Genomic DNA, 15,876 nt, shown 5'->3' with positions numbered 1-15,876 from the left:
CGCCGACGAGAGCAGCGCTCGCGCAGTTACGCGCGTGCCCGGGCGGCGTCGAGCTCGGCCTTGGTCAGCACGGCGCGGACCTCGAGCTGGACGTCGGCGAGGGGGTTCTCGCCCTCGGGGCTGCGGTCGATCGCGCAGACGACGGTGTCGACGACGGCGCCGCCGGCGCGCAGGGCGTTCGTGGCGTCCCGGACCGCGCCGCCGGTGGTGATGACGTCCTCGATGAGCACGACCTTCCTGCCGTCGAAGGACGGGCCCTCGGCGAGCTTGGCGGTGCCGTACTCCTTGGCCTTCTTGCGCACGAACACGACGGGGATGCCCACGAGCTGGCTGACGGCGGTGGCGATCGGGATGCCGCCCATCTCCAGGCCGCCGAGGAGCTCGGCGTCGCCGGGGAGCAGCTGCGCGACCTCGCGGGCGACCCGGGCGAGCAGCTGCGGGTCGGCCTCGAAGAGGTACTTGTCGAAGTACTCGTTGCTCACCTGGCCCGAGCGGAGCGTGAACTCGCCGGTGAGGCGGCAGGTGGCGTCGATGTCGGCAGCGAGGGCGGTGTCCGTGGTCGTCACCCGGGAAGGTTATCGCCGGGTAGGTTCGGGTCCGTGGAGTCCTCCGCCCGCCGAACCGGCCGCCCTGCCCGCAACGCCGCCCGGGTCTCCGGGATGGGCGAGACGATCTTCGCCGAGATGTCGGCGCTCGCGGTCCGCACGGGCTCGGTGAACCTGGGCCAGGGCTTCCCGGACACCGACGGGCCCGCGTCGCTGCTGGACGCCGCGGGCGCGGCGTTGCGGGGCGGCGCCAACCAGTACGCACCGGGCGTCGGCGTGCCGGCGCTGCGGCAGGCGATCGCCCGGCACCAGCAGCGGCACTACGGCATCGACCTCGACCCCGACCGCGAGGTCGTGGTGACCACCGGCTGCACGGAGGCGATCGCCGGCGCGCTGCTGGGCCTGGTCGACCCGGGCGACGAGGTGGTCGTGCTCGAGCCCTACTACGACTCCTACACCGCGATGATCGACTTCGCCGGCGGCGTACGACGGCCGGTGACCCTGCGGGCGCCCGACTTCCGGCTCGACCCGGCCGAGCTCGAGGCCGCGGTGGGGCCGCGGACGAAGCTGATCCTGCTCAACACCCCGCACAACCCGACGGGCCGGGTCCTCGACGCCGACGAGCTGGCAGCGGTCGCCCGGATGGCGCAGCAGCACGACCTGCTGGTGGTGACCGACGAGGTCTACGAGCACCTCACGTTCGACGACCACCGGCACGTCCCGATCGCGACGCTGCCCGGGATGGCCGGGCGCACGCTGACGCTCTCGAGCGCCGGCAAGTCGTGGTCGGTGACCGGCTGGAAGGTCGGCTGGGCGACCGGCCCCGCCGACCTGGTGGCTGCGGTGATGGCGGCGAAGCAGTGGCTGACCTTCACCTCCGGGGCTCCGCTGCAGCCGGCGGTGGCGCACGCGCTCGACCACGAGGACGGGTTCCCGCGCCGGCTGGCGGCCGAACTGCGGGAGCGGCGCGACGAGCTGGTCGCGGGGCTGGAGGCGGCCGGCCTGACGACGTACCCGCCGGAGGGGACCTACTTCGCCACCACCGACGTCAGCGCCCTCGGCTGGAGCAGCGGCAGCGACTTCTGCCGCGCGCTGCCGGAGCGGGCCGGGGTCGTGGCGATCCCGTCGGAGGTGTTCTACGACGACCCGGACGCGCCGGGCGCGGGCCGTCACCTGGTGCGCTGGGCGTTCTGCAAGCGGCCCGAGGTGATCGCCGAGGCCGTGGCCCGGCTCGGCCGGGCCGACCTGCACGCCTGAGCCTGCCCGGCGGCGCGTCAGGCCGCCCGGGGGTGCTCGGGGTGCTCGGTCAGCGACGCCGGACGGTGGCGAACCACGCGGCGACCTCGGGGCGCAGCAGCAACCACGTCCCGACGCCGAGGGCGATGGCGGGCACCAGCAGCGGCGGGCCGCTGATCGCCATGACCAGGGTGAGCAGGGCGGCGCAGACGCCGGACACGGCGAGGGTGATCCGCGCCCAGCCGCGGCCGACGAAGGCGAGCACCGCCAACACGAGCGCCGCGGCGCTCCAGAGCACGAGGCCGATCGCGACCACGAGGAAGGTGGCGACGAACTGTTGCTCGGTCATCCCGCTGGACTGCACCAGGTCCGGCTCCTGCTCGCGGAACTGGTCGAACACCTCGCCACCCTGGGTCGCGACGAGCACCGCGGTGAGGGTGGTCAGCACCAGGGTCATCCCGGACAGCACCCAGGTGAGGATGCAGGCGGCCACGAGGGCCCCCGGGCGTCGTACCTGCGGGCGGTGGGGCGGCAGCCGGTGGCCCGGCGGGGGCGGCGGGTAGGCGTGGCCGGGCTGCTGCCCCGGCGGGGGCGCGGGGTGGCCGGCGTGGTCGTGACCGGGACCGGGCTGGTCGGCGCGGCCGGGCTGCCCCGGCAGGTCCGGCAGCGTCGGCGCCCCCGGGCGGGGCGCCCCGAACCGGGCGGCGCGGCGCTCGAGGTGGGCCTGCAGCCAGGGGCGTCCGGCGTACCAGTCCCGGGTGGGCTGGGCCCACAACAGGCCGATGCCGAAGACCGCCATCACGGCGATGAACAGGTCGCTGGCGACGGCGCCGACGAAGAGCAGCGGTGCCAGCACGGCGAGCACGATCCGTGCAGTGGTCGAGCGCTTGAAGACCTGGAAGCCGAGGATCATCGACGCCGCCGCGGCGCCGGCGCCGACGATGCAGAGCACCCGCAGCGCGCTGAGCATGCCGTCGACGGTGATGCCCTCGAGGTTGTTGGTCGACAGCCACGTCTCGACGTCGCGCTGCGCGTCGAGCGTGTGGAGGGTCGAGATCCGCTGCCAGGCGGCGAGGATCAGCAGCACGGACCCGCCGATGATCAACACCCCGGCGAAGGTCGCCTGGGGCGGTCGGGGCTGCTGCTTGGTCATGGGCCCCATTCCACCAGACCGCCCCACGGCCCCACCGCACGGCCACATGTCGACGTTCTCTTGCGGTTGTCGGCCGTTGCAAACGTCAACAGGCGCAGGAATCCCCGGTCAGCCGGGGATTCCTGCACCCGTCGAGCCCGTGATCAGCCCGTGATCAGGTGGTCAGCACCAGCCCGTCCTCGCCCCGGTCGACCTTCACCGCGCCACCGTCGGTGACCTCGCCGCCGATCAGCATCCGCGCGAGCGGGTCGCCGATCGAGGTCTGGATCAGCCGGCGCAGCGGGCGGGCGCCGTAGGCGGGGTCGTAGCCGACCTCGGCCAGCCAGGCGCGGGCCTCGTCGGAGACGGTCAGCGAGATCCGCCGGGCCGACAGCCGCGCCTCGAGCGCCCGCAGCTGCAGGTCGACGATGTGCGAGAGGTCGTCCATCGTGAGCGCGTCGAAGGTGACGATCTCGTCGAGGCGGTTGAGGAACTCCGGCTTGAACGACTGCCGCACCACACCCATGACCGACTCGCGCTGCGCCTCCGGCGACAGGGTGAGGTCGACGAGGAACTGCGAGCCGAGGTTCGAGGTGAGGATCAGGATCGTGTTGCGGAAGTCGACCGTGCGGCCCTGGCCGTCGGTGAGCCGACCGTCGTCGAGCACCTGGAGCAGGATGTCGAAGACCTCCGGGTGCGCCTTCTCGACCTCGTCGAGGAGGACGACGGAGTACGGGCGCCGGCGGACCGCCTCGGTGAGCTGGCCGCCCTCGTCGTACCCGACGTAGCCCGGGGGCGCGCCGACCAGCCGCGCGACGGAGTGCTTCTCGGCGTACTCGCTCATGTCGATGCGGACGATCGCCCGCTCGTCGTCGAAGAGGAAGTCCGCGAGCGACTTCGCCAGCTCGGTCTTGCCGACGCCGGTGGGGCCGAGGAACAGGAACGAGCCGGTGGGCCGGTTCGGGTCGGAGATGCCGGCCCGGGCGCGGCGGACCGCGTCGCTGACGGCGCGGACGGCGTCGTGCTGCCCGATCAGCCGGGCGCCGATGACCTGCTCCATCTCGAGCAGCTTCGCCGACTCGCCCTGCAGCAGCCGGCCGGTGGGGATGCCGGTCCAGGCCTCGACGACCTCGGCGATCTGGGTGGCGCCGACCTCCTCGCCGACGAGCTTCTCGCCCGGCACCTCGGCCTCGCCGGCGGCCTCGACGGCCTTGATCTGCTGCTCCAGGGCGGGGATCTGGCCGTAGAGGATCTCGCTGGCACCGGCGAGGTTGCCCTCGCGGGTCAGCTTGTCGGCCTCGATGCGCAGCTGGTCGAGCTGGCGGCGCAGCGCGCCCTCGCCCTCGAGCTCGGACTTCTCCCGCTCCCAGCGGGCCTCGAGCGCGCGCAGCTCCTCCTCCTTGTCGGCGAGGTCGGCGCGCAGCGCGTCGAGCCGCTCCCGGGAGGCGTCGTCGCTCTCCTTCGCGAGCGCGAACTCCTCCATCTTGAGCCGGTCGACCTGGCGGCGGAGCTGGTCGATCTCCTCCGGCGAGGACTCGATCTCCATCCGCAGCCGCGACGCCGCCTCGTCGACGAGGTCGATGGCCTTGTCAGGCAGCTGGCGACCGGAGATGTAGCGGTCGGACAGGGTCGCGGCGGCGACCAGCGCGGCGTCGGTGATCCGGACGCCGTGGTGCGCCTCGTACTTCTCCTGGATGCCGCGCAGGATCTGGATGGTGTCCTCCACCGAGGGCTCACCGACGAAGACCTGCTGGAAGCGGCGCTCCAGGGCGGGGTCCTTCTCGATCGACTCGCGGTACTCGTCGAGGGTGGTGGCGCCGATCATGTGCAGCTCGCCGCGCGCCAGCATCGGCTTGAGCATGTTGCCGGCGTCCATCTGCGAGTCGCCGCCGGCGCCCGCACCGACGACGGTGTGCAGCTCGTCGATGAAGGTGATGACCTGGCCCTCGGCCTGCTTGATCTCGTCGAGCACGGCCTTGAGCCGCTCCTCGAACTCGCCGCGGTACTTCGCGCCGGCGACCATGCCCATCAGGTCGAGGCTGAGCACCCGCTTGTTCTTGAGGCTGTCGGGGACGTCGCCCGCGACGACGCGCTGGGCGAGGCCCTCCACGACCGCGGTCTTGCCGACGCCGGGCTCGCCGATGAGGACCGGGTTGTTCTTGGTGCGGCGGGACAGGACCTGGACGACCCGGCGGATCTCGGCGTCGCGTCCGATGACCGGGTCGAGCTTGCCCTCGGCCGCGGCGGCGGTGAGGTCGACGGAGTACTTCTCCAGCGCCTCGTACGTCGACTCGGCGTCCTGCGAGGTCACCCGGCGGTTGCCACGGACGGCCGTGACCGCCTCGCGCAGCACGTCGGCGGTGAGCCCGGCCTCGGTGAGGACCTGCTGGGCGGTGGACTCCACGGTGGCGAGCGCAACCAGCAGGTGCTCGGTCGCGACGTAGTCGTCCTTCATCGAGCGGGCGAGGTCGAGCGCGGCGGCGAGCACGCGGGTCAGCGCCGCCGACCCGGCGGGCTGCTTGACCGTGGCACCGCTGGCCTTGGGCAGCGCGTCGCGGGCGGCAGCCGCGGCGTGCACGACCCCGGAGACGTCGACGCCGGCCTTCGCGACCAGGTTGGCGGCGGTGCCGTCCTGCTGCAGGAGCAGCGCGACGAGGAGGTGGACCGGCTCAACGGTCGAGTTGCCCGCGGTGGTCGCGGCGAGCTGGGCAGCCTCGATCGCCTCGCGGCTGCGGGTCGTGAAGGTGTCGGCCCCGAACTGGCTCATGGGTGGTGTGCTCCCTCGCTGCTGTGGTTCTTCATCGTCGCGGATCGCCCCGGGTCTGGCGAGGCGCCCTCGTTGATGGGAACAACATACAAAAAGTTGAGTCCATTCCACTCAACTCTGCACATTTCTGGCCGCTCGCCGCCGGCACCGACCCGCGCCAAGGGTCGGGCACTTACGGTCCGGTCGGACGGTTTAGCATGCGGGGGTGGAGACCAGCGCGGGCAGCACGCAGGGGTGGGACGCCGACGTCGTCGTGGTCGGCAGCGGCTTCGGCGGGGCGGTGAGCGCGCTGCGCCTGACCGAGGCCGGGCACCGGGTGCTGGTCCTGGAGAAGGGACCGCGCTTCAGCGACGCCGACCTGCTCCGTGCCCGGCGCGACCCCCGCGCGTACCTGTGGCAGCCCTCGCTCGGCCTGCACGGCTTCTTCTGGCAGCGGGTGTTCCGCCACGTCGGCATCATCGGCGGCACCGGCGTCGGCGGCGGCTCGATCGTGTGGGCCGGCGTGCTGCTCGAGCCGCGCGAGGACTTCTACGACGCGACCGCGATGACCCGCCTGGGCATCGACTGGCGCAGCGAGCTGCGCCCCCACCTGGACCGGGCCGCCGGGATGCTCGGCCGGGTCACCAGCCCGCACCTCGGCGCGATGGACGAGCACCTGCGCGCCGCCGCCCGCGCGGTCGGCGCGGAGGACACCTTCGGCCCGGTGCCGCTGGCCATCCACTTCGGCCGCGAGGGGGTCACCGAGCCGGACCCCTTCTTCGGTGGCGAGGGCCCCGAGCGCACCGGCTGCCGGCTGTGCGGCGAGTGCCTGCTCGGCTGCCCCTACGGCGCCAAGAACCAGCTGACCCGCAACTACCTCCACCTCGCCGAGCGGTACGGCGCCCGGGTGGTCCCCGAGCAGGAGGTGACCGCCGTCGTCCCGCTCCCCGGTGGCGGCTACGAGCTGCGCACCCGCCACCCGTGGCGCAGCGGCGAGCACGCGACGTGGCGGGCGCCGCGGGTGGTGCTGGCCGCCGGCGCGCTCGGCACGATCGAGCTGCTCGCCCGCTGCCGCGACGAGCTCGGGACGCTGCCGCACGTCTCCCCCGTCCTGGGCCGGCACGTGCGCACCAACAGCGAGGCGATCACTGCGGTGCTCCAGCCGCCCGGCGAGGACCTGTCGCGCGGCCCGACGATCTCCAGCGACTTCCACCCCGACCCGCGCACCCACGTCACCCAGAACCGCTACCTGGGCGGCTGGCACATGCGGCTGCAGGTCGGGCCGCTCGTCTACGACGACCGTCCGCGCCGCCGGGCGCTGCGCACGCTGCTGCGGCTGCTGGCCCGGCCGGACCGGCAGGCGCGCACCACCTTCGCCCGCCGCTTCCTGCGCCGGCTCACCGTGCTGACGGTGATGCAGGACCACGACAGCGAGCTCGCGATGGAGCTGCGTCGCTCGCCGGTGCGGCCGTGGCGCCGCGTGCTGCGCTCCAGGCTGGTCGGCGACAGCGCGCCGCCGAGCTTCCTGCCCGTCGCCAACGAGGTGACCCGGGCGCTCGCCGCGGCCTCCGGCGGGCGCCCGCTGAACCTGCTCGGCGAGTCGGTCGGCGGGCTCTCGGTGACCGCGCACGTCCTCGGCGGCGCGGTCATGGGCACCAGCCCGCGCGGCGGCGTCGTCGACAGCGACCACGAGGTGTTCGGCCACCCCGGCCTCTACGTCGCCGACGCCAGCGTGGTGCCGGCCAACCTGGGCGTGAACCCGTCGCTGACCATCACCGCGCTGGCCGAGCGGTTCGCGGCGCGGTTCCCGGCGCCGGCGGGAGACCGCCCCCGTCGTACGCCCATCGAGGCGGAGCCGGCCCGGGCCGTCGCCCCTGCCTCCCCCGCACCGGCCGCGGGGCCCGCGGGCCCGGCACCGCTGCCGCAGACCGTGCCCGGCCTGCTCCGCGCGTGGTCCGGGCTGCGCCCGCTCGCCCCCGAGGAGGTGCTGGGCGACCACGAGGCGTCCTTCGTCCGGCCGCTGCGCCAGGTCGCGCCGCGCGGGCTCGGCCTGGTCGGGCTGCCGCGCTGGTTCGGCAAGCGGTTCCGGCTGGAGGACGGCGTGGTGCGCGGGGTCAACCTGCTGCGCGATGCTGCCGGCGGCCCCGGGCTCACCGAGACGCTGCCGATGACGGTGTCGGTGCAGCCCTCGCTGGCGGACGGCCGGCCGGCGCTGGTGGTCGGCTACCCCGCCGACGCGCCCCGGCCGTGGCGGTGGGTGCGCGACGAGCTGCGCGAGGCGCCGGACGGCACGGTCGTCGGGATGACCTTCGTCGACCGGCCCGGGCTGCGCCGCCCGGGCACGCCGTTCGTGCTGCGGCGGGTCGGCTGAGCCGGGCCTCGGCTCAGGCGTCGAGGTCCGGCGGCGCCTCGTGCTCGGGCAGGTCCGTGCTCGACGCGGTCTCCTCGTCGACGAGCGCGAGCTTGCAGAACTCCTCACCAAACGGCGTGAGGTGGATGCTGCGGCGCACGACCTTGGCGAACTTCACCGAGTGCATCGCGGCGAGCACGTCCGGCTGCGCCTCGAGCACCTGGTACTCGAGGTGGTCCTGCACCGGCTCGCGGGGGAACCAGACCAGCCCGAGGCGGAACAGGTTGTTGAGGTACGACGGCACCTGCTCCAGGTAGCGCAGGCCGGCCCGCGGGCCGATCATGTTCAGCCCCGGCGCGATCAGCTGGCTGCTGACCATGCCGACCGGGCCGCCGGTGCGCACGTCGACGCTGGGCTGCGGGCCGTTGCGCAGCAGCATGACCAGGATCCGCGCCTCGTCCGGGGCGAGCTCGTCGAGGATCCGGTCGTAGGCCGGGTGCCGGTCCTCCGTGCTCCACACGTCGCGGGAGCGCTCGAGCAGCTCGTTGCCGCGCTCGCGCAGGCTCGGCTGGCGGTGGTGGCTGACGACGTGGCCGTCGACGACCGGCGGAGCGGACGGGGCCGGCCGGGACGACGTACCGCCGAGGGACTCGCCCGCACGGGTCAGCGCGGTGGCGACGGGGACGCCGTCGGAGACCTGGCGGGCGACCTCACCGACCGCGTTGACGTAGGCACCGACCTCGCGCACGAGGGAGGTGGCCTCCTCGCGGTTGGTCACCGCCTTGCCGACGCGCATCCAGCCGCGGGTGGTGGCCCGCAGGCCCCAGCCGGCGGTGTGCACGACCGCCGACCCGGCGATCCGGGCCAGGCCGGGCAGCGACTCCGCGACGGCGGGCGCGATGGTCGCGGGCAGGCGGGGCAGGCCGTCGGCGTCGAGGCCGTCGTCGGCGAAGTTGTCCTTGACCACGCTCACATCCTCCCCCAACGACGGCTGCAGCCGGTCGCTCCGTGTCTCGCTCGTCACACGTGCCTCCACCAGGTGCGCATCGTCAGTGGGTCGGCAGGCCCGGGATCCAGCCCCACACGAACAGCCCGACGTGCAGGAAGCCGCCGGCAGCGCCCATGACCGCGCCGTGGAGGTAGAGCATCCACTCGTCCTCCTTGATGGCCGAGCGCATCATCTCGACGAAGTCCCGGGGCGGCAGCTCCTTGGTGCGGCGCGCGATGAGGACCCGGATCTTCTCGGCCTGCTGCTTGCTGAAGCCGGGGTCGCGGAAGGGCGTGATGGTGCGTCCGACCGCCTCGAGGGCGAACGACTCCTTGATGCTGTCGTAGCGCCGCCCGCCCATCGCGACATTGACGGCGCCGCGCAGCGGGCCGGCGGCCCGGTCGATCGCCGGGCGCATCGCGGTGGCGATCATCTGCCGGGTGCGGTCACCGCGCGGGCCGTCCATGAGGAAGTCGCCGATCCGCTCGAGGGTGATCACGTCGTCGGCGATGATCCGCGCGTACACCTCGGCGCACTCGTCCTGGCGGCGCAGGAACAGGCCCTGCACCTTGATGCCGAGGATCCGCTTCTCCTCCGGCGGGTCGAAGATCAGCCACATGCCGAGCAGGTTGGTGATCCACCCGACCACGACGCCGAGGATCGGCAGCAGCCACCAGATCTGGAAGGTGACGTCGACGATCGCCACGGGGATGCCCAGCAGGAAGCCGAAGATGAACCCGAAGGCGACCATCAGGTTGAGCTCGCGCTGGCCGACGTCCTTGAAGACCCGCACGACGAGGTCGCGGTTGTTGCGGAAGTGGTCGATGACCATGATCTTCGGGTCGAGCAGCTGGTCGATGTGCACGCCGATCTCGTCGGTGATCGTGCGCACCACCGCCGGCAGCTGCGCCTGCACCCGGTCGACGACCGCCTGCCGCACCGGCCGCGGCAGGTCGCGCCACAGCCGCGGGTGCTCGCGCATCATGACGTCGTGGACCAGGTCGGGCAGGTCCGGGCGGAACACGTTGACGATGTGCTCGGCGATCTGGTCGGGCTCGAGCTGGGCGTAGAACTCCGCCGGGGTGCCGAGCTTCGCGATGACCTTGTCGACCGCGATGCTGCCCATCTTCGCCGCCCGCGCCGGCACGATGCCCTGCCAGCCGATGCCGCCCTCCATCAGCCCGGGGATCTCCTGGACCTTGCGCGGCATGACGCCCGCCAGCTCCTTGAGCCCCGGCACCCGGATGCCGTGGAAGCTGAGCGGCTTGAACAGCATCCACAGGCCGGACCAGTTGATCAGCCAGCCGATGACGCCGGTGAAGATCGGGATCGAGACGAAGTAGACCCAGTTCACGTGGGCAGCCCAGTCGGCGAGCCAGTCCAGCACCGTCTCCACGTGCACCCCTCGTCCTTGAGTCCCGCTGCGCGCCCCATGCCTCCAACGGTCCCGTGGGCCCGAGGTTAGTGCCTGCGCTCCCGGATGCGACAGGGATCTCAGGACACCCTGTCGCACACACCCGCCCCCACCTCGCCTCCCACTCCTCCCCACCGCCCCGACGTGTGCGGCTTCGTACCGCGAAGTGCGGGTCGTGGCGGCGCGAGGTGCGGGTTGTGGTGGCACGACGTGCGGGTCGTGGTCGTACGACGTGCGCGTCCCGGCGGCGCGAGGGCGAGGTACGCCGCCGCCGTACCGCCACAAGGCACACCTCGCACGACCTCGGGCCACCACGAGGCGCACCTCGCGCAGCCACAAGGCACACCTCGCGGCGCGAACCCTCACACCTCGCGGCGCGAACCCTCACACCTCGCGGCGACAGAGGCGAACGAGCGCCCTCCCAGGCTTGCCGCCAGGCCGGGGGCAGGACCTACGAAAGCCAGCTGCGGCGCGGCAGCGTGGCGCCTGCGCCGCAGGCGCGTCGAGGTCACGTGCGGGCCGAGCCTGCGAGCGCCTGCGCGCAGCCCTCGACAGGCGACGCGCTCGCGCCATCAACGCGGGCGGCGCCAGACGACGACGGCCTGGCTGCTCGACGGCTGCTGCCGGAGCGCAGGGAGGCGGTCGGGGGTGGTGGGGCGGGCGGCGAGGGCCTGGCGGAGGGCCTCGCGGGTGGCCTCGAGCTCGGCGACGAGCTCGGTGTTGCGAGCACGGAGGGCGTCGACGGCGTTCTCGAGGTCGAGGATGCGCTTGACGCCCTCGATGCCGATGCCGGCGGCGGTGAGCTCGGCGATGGCACGCAGGCGCTCGACGTCGCGGTAGGAGTAGCGACGGCCGCCGCCGCCCGTGCGGCCCGGGGTGATCAGGCCGACCCGCTCGTAGGTGCGCAGGGTCTGCGGGTGCAGGCCGCTGAGCTGCGCGGCGACGCTGATCACGAAGACCGCGTCGTCGGGCGCGGGCGGGGTGGGCTGGGGGCGGCGGCCGGCCATCAGGTCGCGTCCTCGAACAGGCCCGCGCGCAGCGAGCTGTTGGCCGTGGCGGCGGCGTACGCCTCGAGGGCGGCCTTCGCCTCGGCGTCGAGCGTGGCGGGCACCTGGACCTCGACGGTGGCGAGCAGGTCGCCGCGGGTGCCGTCGGGGCGGGCAGCGCCCTTGCCGCGCACCCGAAAGGTGCGCCCGTTGGGGGTGCCGGGCGGGATCCGCAGGGTGACCGCGGACCCGCCCATGGTCGGCACCTTCACCTCCGCGCCGAGCGCGAGCTCGGGGAAGGAGACGGGTACGTCGACGGTGAGGTTGTCGCCCTTGCGGCCGAAGACCCGGTGCTGGGTGACCTTCACGGTGACGTAGAGGTCGCCGGCGGGGCCGCCGTTGGCGCCGGGGGCGCCCTTGCCGCGCAGCCGGATCCGCTGGCCGTCCTTCACCCCGGCGGGGATCTTCGCCTGGATGGTGCGGGTGGCCTGGCCGGTGCCGGTGCCGCGGCACGAGGGGCAGGGGTCGTCGTAGACGAGCTGGCGGCCGCCGCAGGACGGGCAGGTCTCGTTCATCGAGAACGCGCCGCCGACCGAGGCGGTGACGAACCCGGTGCCCTCGCACACCGGGCAGGCGTGCGGGCGGGTGCCGGGCTTGCCGCCGGTGCCGTTGCAGGTGGAGCAGGCGCCCTCGGAGCTGATCCGCAGGGCCACCGTGACGCCCTCGAGCGCCTCGGTGAACCCGATCGTCGCGGTCGTCTCGAGGTCGCCGCCGCGGGCGGGCCGGTTGGCCCGCCGCCCGGCGGAGAAGCCGCCGCCGAAGAGGTCGCCGAACAGGTCGCCGAAGCCGCCCCCGCCGCCGGCGCGGTCGCGGAGTAGGTCCTCGACGTTCACGCCGCCGCCGAACCCGCCGCCGCCGAAGCCACCGCCGGCCGGGAACCCGCCGCGGCTGAACAGCTCGCGGGCCTGGTCGTACTTCTTGCGCTTCTCCGGGTCGCCGACGACGTCGTAGGCCTCCGCCACCGCCTTGAACTTCTCGTGCTTGGCAGTGTCACCGGGGTGCGAGTCGGGGTGGTTGGCACGCGCGAGCTTGCGGTAGGCCTTCTTGATCTCGTCCTGCGACGCGGTCTTCGCGACGCCGAGCTCCTTGTAGAAGTCCTTGGTGGCCCAGTCGGACCGGATGCCGTCGTCACTCATCGCGCACCTCCCCTCTCCTCTGGTCCGTCAGTGTCCACGAGCGTGCGTACGTCGGTGGGCGGCGCCACGCCGGGCAGCGGGCTCAGCCCTCGGCCGGGTCGACGACGAGGACCTGCGCGGCGCGCACGACCCGGTCGCCGATCTTGTAGCCGGCCTTGGCGATGACCTTGCACGTGGTGACCTCGACCTCGGGGTCGGTGCCGATGTGCGAGAGCGCCTCGTGCAGCTCTGGGTCGAACGGGTCGCCGACCTCGCCGAACTTGGCCAGGCCCAGGCCCGACACGACGCGCTCGAGCTGCTCGGCCGTCGCCTTGAAGCCGCCCTCGAGGGGCTCGTGCTCGCGGGCGCGGTCGATCGTGTCGAGGACGTCGATGATCGGGGTGAGCGCGGCGTAGGTCGCGTTCTCCTTGATCAGCTCGCGGTCCCGCTCGACGCGGCGCTTGTAGTTGAGGAACTCGGCCTGCAGGCGCTGCAGGTCCAGGGTCCGCTCCTCGAGCGCCATCTTCGTCACGGTGAGCTCGTCCTCCTCGGGCGTCGGCTCGGCGGCCTCGCCCTCGGCCGGCGCGCCCTCGGTGGCCGCCGCGTCGTCCGCGGCGGTGTCGGGGCCGTCGACCTGGCCGTCGGCAGCCGCGTCAGGCTGCTGGTCGGGCTGCTGATCGGGCTGCTGGTCGGCAGCGGTGTCCGGGGCAGGGTCGCCCCCGGGCGAGGGAGCCGCAGCCTCCTGCGGCTCCCCCTCCGGGGTGAGGTGGTCCTCGGTCACTTGGCGTCGCCCTCGGTGTCCTCGTCGATGATCTCGGCCTCGACGACGTCGTCGTCGGACTCGCCGGTCGCACCGGTCGAGCCGCCGGCGGCGGCGGAGTCGGCCTCGGCCGCGGCGTACATGGCCGCACCCATCTTCTGGCTGGACTCGCCCAGCTTGCTGATGGCGGCCTTGAGCGTGTCGCCGTCGGCCTCGGCGTTCTCGAGCGCGGACTTGAGCGCCTCGACGTCGGCGGTGACCTCGGTCTTCACGTCGTCCGGGATCTTGTCGCCGTTGTCGGCGAGGAACTTCTCGGTCGTGTAGACGAGCTGGTCGCCCTGATTGCGGAGCTCGACGGCCTCGCGACGCTTGGCGTCCTCCTCGGCGTACTGCTCGGCCTCCTTGACCATCCGGTCGATGTCGTCCTTCGACAGCGCGCTGCCGCCGGAGATGGTCATCGACTGCTCGCGGCCGGACGCCTGGTCCTTGGCGGAGACGTGCACGATGCCGTTGGCGTCGATGTCGAAGGTGACCTCGATCTTCGGCACGCCGCGCGGGGCCGGCGGGAGGCCGGTCAGCTCGAAGTTGCCGAGCGGCTGGTTCTGCGACCAGATCGCGCGCTCACCCTGGGCGACCTTGATCTCGACCGACGGCTGGTTGTCGTCGGCGGTCGTGAAGATCTCCGAACGCTTGGTCGGGATCGTGGTGTTGCGCTCGATGAGGGTGGTGAACACACCGCCCTTGGTCTCGATGCCGAGGCTGAGCGGGGTGACGTCGAGGAGCAGCACGTCCTTGACCTCACCGGCGAGGACACCGGCCTGCAGGGCCGCACCGACCGCGACGACCTCGTCGGGGTTGACGCCCTTGTTGGGCTCCTTGCCGCCCAGCATCTCCTTGACCAGCTCGGTCACCGCGGGCATGCGGGTCGAGCCACCGACGAGGACCACGTGGTCGATCTCGGAGAGGCTGACGCCGGCGTCCTTGAGGACGTTCTGGAAAGGCGCCTTGGTGCGCTCGAGCAGGTCGGCGGTGAGCCGCTGGAACTCGGCGCGGGTGAGCCGCTCCTCGAAGTGCAGCGGGCCGTTCTCGCCGTGGGTGATGTAGGGCAGGTGGATCGTGGTGTCGCTGGACGACGACAGCTCGATCTTCGCCTTCTCCGCGGCCTCCTGGAGGCGCTGCGCGGCGATCTTGTCGGCCGCGAGGTCGACGCCGTTGGCGTCCTTGAACTTCTTGACCATCCACTGGACGATCGCGTTGTCCCAGTCGTCACCACCGAGGTGGTTGTCACCGCTGGTGGCCTTGACCTCGACGACACCCTCGCCGATCTCGAGCAGGGACACGTCGAACGTGCCGCCGCCGAGGTCGTAGACGAGGATCGTCTGGTCGTCGCCCTTGTCGAGGCCGTAGGCCAGCGCGGCCGCGGTGGGCTCGTTGACGATGCGGTCGACCTTGAGGCCCGCGATCTCGCCGGCCTCCTTGGTGGCCTGGCGCTGCGCGTCGGAGAAGTACGCCGGGACCGTGATCACCGCGTTGGTGACGGTCTCGCCGAGGTAGGCCTCCGCGTCCCGCTTGAGCTTCTGCAGGATGAACGCCGAGATCTGCTGCGGGGTGAAGTCCTTGTCGACCGGCTCACCGATGCGCTGGGTCCAGTCGGTGCCCATGTGGCGCTTGACCGACCGGATGGTGCGGTCGACGTTCGTGACCGCCTGGCGCTTGGCGACCTCGCCGACGAGCACCTCACCGCTCTTGGCGAAGGCGACGACGGACGGCGTGGTCCGGGCTCCCTCCGCGTTCGCGATGACCGTGGGCTCGCCGCCCTCCAGGACCGCGACGACGCTGTTCGTCGTACCGAGGTCGATGCCGACAGCTCGTGCCATGTGTTGTGCCCTCCGTCTGTGTGCTGGTCTGCAGCTCGTGGTTTAAAGATACTTGAGCCGGATCGACTCAAGTCTGACACAGGGCACAACGGGGGCCGGCGGCGGGTTTGTTCCCGGGCGCAACGATTTTCTGCGTGGTCCCTCGGTGGTTCCTCCGTGGAACCCGCCACGGGTCCGCCCAGTGGGTCGGGAAGCGGTCCGGGCAGCGTCCCGGCAGCGGTTCCGACAAGGCGGGAATCCCCCATTCTGACCATGGGCGGCACCACCCGCCCGGCCTACGATCGAGGGGCCGGGGGTGCCACCTGACCCCGGCGCGACATGGGGGACGGCCGATGAGTAGCCCTGTGTCAACGTCAGGCCGCTTCGACACCGCTGAGCAGTGCCTGGAGGGCGCCGTGCTGGTGAGGGTCGTAGGCGGTCTGGTTCTGCCAGCATCGCCAGATCACGCCGAGCCAGGCGCGGGCCAGGATCCTCAGCCACAGGTCGAGCTCGAGGTCGACCCCTGCACCGGCCCCTGCATGTTCCCCGGGCGCCACCGACCCGGCCCCCCCCCACTTCCCCCATGCCCCATGGTCACGCCGCCCGCCGCCCCTGCCAACCACAGGATGGGGTAGGTCGGGCGGTGCCGAGGGGACACCTTCCGGGGCACGGAAGGGCGGTAGTCCCT

General features: G+C 72.7%; 11 protein-coding genes. 2 read left to right on the top strand and 9 right to left on the bottom strand.

What is annotated here, in order from left to right; genetic code table 11:
* Positions 1-26: 26 nt before the first annotated feature.
* Positions 27-566 carry an orotate phosphoribosyltransferase gene (gene pyrE / locus NOCJ54_RS0109420; RefSeq protein ID WP_028655303.1) on the bottom strand — a complete coding sequence of 180 codons (540 nt, stop codon included), beginning with the start codon at positions 564-566 and terminating at the stop codon, positions 27-29.
* Between the two features lie 33 nt (positions 567-599).
* Here pyrE and NOCJ54_RS0109415 point away from each other — a divergent pair, with 33 nt between their 5' ends.
* Positions 600-1,802 carry a pyridoxal phosphate-dependent aminotransferase gene (locus NOCJ54_RS0109415; RefSeq protein ID WP_261376783.1) on the top strand — a complete coding sequence of 401 codons (1,203 nt, stop codon included), beginning with the start codon at positions 600-602 and terminating at the stop codon, positions 1,800-1,802.
* Positions 1,803-1,851: 49 nt separating this feature from the next.
* Here NOCJ54_RS0109415 and NOCJ54_RS0109410 read toward each other — a convergent pair whose 3' ends face one another.
* Entirely contained in the window at positions 1,852-2,934 is a 1,083-nt protein-coding gene (locus tag NOCJ54_RS0109410) for a hypothetical protein (RefSeq protein ID WP_028655301.1), read from the bottom strand.
* Between the two features lie 154 nt (positions 2,935-3,088).
* Positions 3,089-5,680 (bottom strand): ATP-dependent chaperone ClpB, encoded by a 2,592-nt coding sequence (gene clpB, locus NOCJ54_RS0109405; RefSeq protein WP_028655300.1) that lies wholly within the window; start codon positions 5,678-5,680, stop codon positions 3,089-3,091.
* Positions 5,681-5,885: 205 nt separating this feature from the next.
* On the opposite strand from clpB, the gene NOCJ54_RS24840 reads away from it, so the two are divergent.
* Positions 5,886-8,030 carry a GMC oxidoreductase gene (locus NOCJ54_RS24840; protein ID WP_198020169.1) on the top strand — a complete coding sequence of 715 codons (2,145 nt, stop codon included), beginning with the start codon at positions 5,886-5,888 and terminating at the stop codon, positions 8,028-8,030.
* Positions 8,031-8,043: 13 nt separating this feature from the next.
* Here NOCJ54_RS24840 and NOCJ54_RS29850 read toward each other — a convergent pair whose 3' ends face one another.
* The 6 genes from NOCJ54_RS29850 to dnaK form a co-directional block, all read right to left on the bottom strand.
* The gene (locus NOCJ54_RS29850; RefSeq protein ID WP_036517409.1) at positions 8,044-8,976 is read right to left on the bottom strand and encodes an Abi-alpha family protein; all 933 of its coding nucleotides are present in this window, start codon (positions 8,974-8,976) and stop codon (positions 8,044-8,046) included.
* Positions 8,977-9,058: 82 nt separating this feature from the next.
* Positions 9,059-10,393 (bottom strand): hypothetical protein, encoded by a 1,335-nt coding sequence (locus NOCJ54_RS24830; RefSeq protein ID WP_232221733.1) that lies wholly within the window; start codon positions 10,391-10,393, stop codon positions 9,059-9,061.
* A gap of 590 nt (positions 10,394-10,983) precedes the next feature.
* The gene (locus tag NOCJ54_RS0109385; protein WP_028655299.1) at positions 10,984-11,418 is read right to left on the bottom strand and encodes a heat shock protein transcriptional repressor HspR; all 435 of its coding nucleotides are present in this window, start codon (positions 11,416-11,418) and stop codon (positions 10,984-10,986) included.
* Entirely contained in the window at positions 11,418-12,593 is a 1,176-nt protein-coding gene (gene dnaJ / locus NOCJ54_RS0109380) for a molecular chaperone DnaJ (protein WP_028655298.1), read from the bottom strand. The genes NOCJ54_RS0109385 and dnaJ overlap by 1 nt, the downstream gene beginning before the upstream one ends.
* An 82-nt stretch (positions 12,594-12,675) precedes the next feature.
* Positions 12,676-13,353, bottom strand: coding sequence for a nucleotide exchange factor GrpE (gene grpE, locus NOCJ54_RS24825; protein ID WP_036517424.1), 678 nt, complete (start codon positions 13,351-13,353; stop codon positions 12,676-12,678).
* Complete coding sequence (dnaK, locus tag NOCJ54_RS0109370; RefSeq protein ID WP_028655297.1) at positions 13,350-15,209, bottom strand: molecular chaperone DnaK; 1,860 nt, start codon at positions 15,207-15,209, stop codon at positions 13,350-13,352. The genes grpE and dnaK overlap by 4 nt, the downstream gene beginning before the upstream one ends.
* Positions 15,210-15,876 lie beyond the last annotated feature (667 nt).

The sequence above is a fragment of the Nocardioides sp. J54 genome (assembly GCF_000519005.1).
Lineage (GTDB): Bacteria > Actinomycetota > Actinomycetes > Propionibacteriales > Nocardioidaceae > Nocardioides.
The sequence above is the reverse complement of the archived record's forward strand: the minus strand, read 5'-3'. Positions and strand labels throughout refer to the sequence as shown.